Origin of the sequence: Candidatus Enterococcus willemsii, assembly GCF_009933335.1 — a bacterium.
Classification (GTDB): domain Bacteria; phylum Bacillota; class Bacilli; order Lactobacillales; family Enterococcaceae; genus Enterococcus_F; species Enterococcus_F willemsii.
This window is the reverse complement of record NZ_MAEL01000007.1, coordinates 1-1,466: the sequence shown is the minus strand read 5'-3', so window position 1 is coordinate 1,466 and position 1,466 is coordinate 1. Positions and strand designations below refer to the sequence as shown.

At 31.4% G+C, this 1,466-nt stretch carries 1 protein-coding gene; it reads left to right on the top strand.

Features of this window, described 5'->3' with window-relative positions:
- Positions 1-177 precede the first annotated feature (177 nt).
- Positions 178-1,278 (top strand): tyrosine-type recombinase/integrase, encoded by a 1,101-nt coding sequence (locus tag BAU17_RS01170; protein WP_161900982.1) that lies wholly within the window; start codon positions 178-180, stop codon positions 1,276-1,278.
- The last annotated feature ends 188 nt before the right edge of the window (positions 1,279-1,466 follow it).

Here is a 1,466-nt window from a genome sequence, read left to right as displayed (position 1 = left end):
GTTCTATTAAAACCAAGAATAAGGTTTAAAAAATGATTATTTTTACAGAATTAGCAAGGTACTATCATCATATATGAAAATGAATTTAAAGTAAATATATTTTATTTTGGAAAAACCTTGCTACATGAAGGTTTTTTTTATCGTCACATAAACCGTCAAATGAAAGAGAGGAAACACATGAGTCGAAGAGGGGAAAATATCTATAAAAGAAAAGATGGTCGCTGGGAAGGGCGATACATTAAAGGTCGTAAAACAGATGGCCGTATTAAATATGGTTATGTTTATGCTCGTTCTTATCAAGAAACTCGTGAGAAATTATTAGAGATGAGAGTAAAATATCAAGCATTAATCAATATGAATGGCAGTAGCCAACGTTTATTTTCTGATTGGGCAAATGAATGGCTGAATGAACGAAAAAACAATGTGAAATTATCTACTTTTTCGAGTTACCATTACAAAATGAGTCATTATATCTTACCTTTTTTAGGAAATTGTTCAATGAACGAATTTACAGAGGAGTTAATTGAACAATTTGTTCATTGGTTAAAAGAACAAAATAGGTGTCCATCTACCATCCATGTTATTTTAAGTATTTTAAAATCATGTCTTGCTAAAGCTGTACTTAAAGGAGAACTAAAACAAAATCCTTGCAGAACAATCAAAATTGAGTGGACAGCAAGAAAACCTAAATCATTAACTAAATTCGAACAAATGAAATTAGAGAAAGTCGCACAAAAATATTTTTATTCCTATGGTTTTTCCGTGTTATTGTCTTTACGAACAGGCCTTAGAATAGGCGAAGTGGCTGCATTGAAATGGGAAAACGTTGATCTTCGCGAAGGATTTATTTATGTCAAACATACACTACAGCGAGTATATAACAACGATCATAAAACGACATTATTGTTAGGAGATCCCAAATCAACAACTTCGGTAAGAAAAATACCTATTAGTTCAAAATTAAAAAAATGGTTTTTACATCATAAACAAAAAAATAACAACAATATCTTTGTATTTGAAAATCAACAAAAACCCTGTGAACCTCGTTTGCTAACTAAATATTTTCATATGATACGTAATCATGCCAAACTCTCTCATGTATGTTTTCACCAATTAAGACATACCTTTGCAACCAGATGCTTAGAAGCTAAGGCGGATGTGATGTCAGTAAGTACATTATTAGGACATGCTTCGACTAAAATGACCTTAGATATTTATGCTGATTCACTGATGGAACAGCGCATCCAAGCGATTGATTTAATGGATAACGATATTTAAAAAAAATTTTTTAGTGCCTAAAACAAATTTGGTAATCGTCAAATTGTAAGCGTGTTCTAAGGGTAAAAAAAAGTTTAGTTACCTTATGAAAATGTTTAGAAAAAAAATAATCTCCGTCAAATAGCCGTCACCATCATCTACACCTTCTATCAGCAAACTTTGCGACCTAGTCTTGGTTTTAATAGAAC

Excerpts from the sequence above, each read along its gene's own strand:
- BAU17_RS01170 (WP_161900982.1), top strand. The coding sequence starts at position 178 with ATGAGTCGAAGAGGGGAAAATATCTATAAAAGAAAAGATGGTCGCTGG.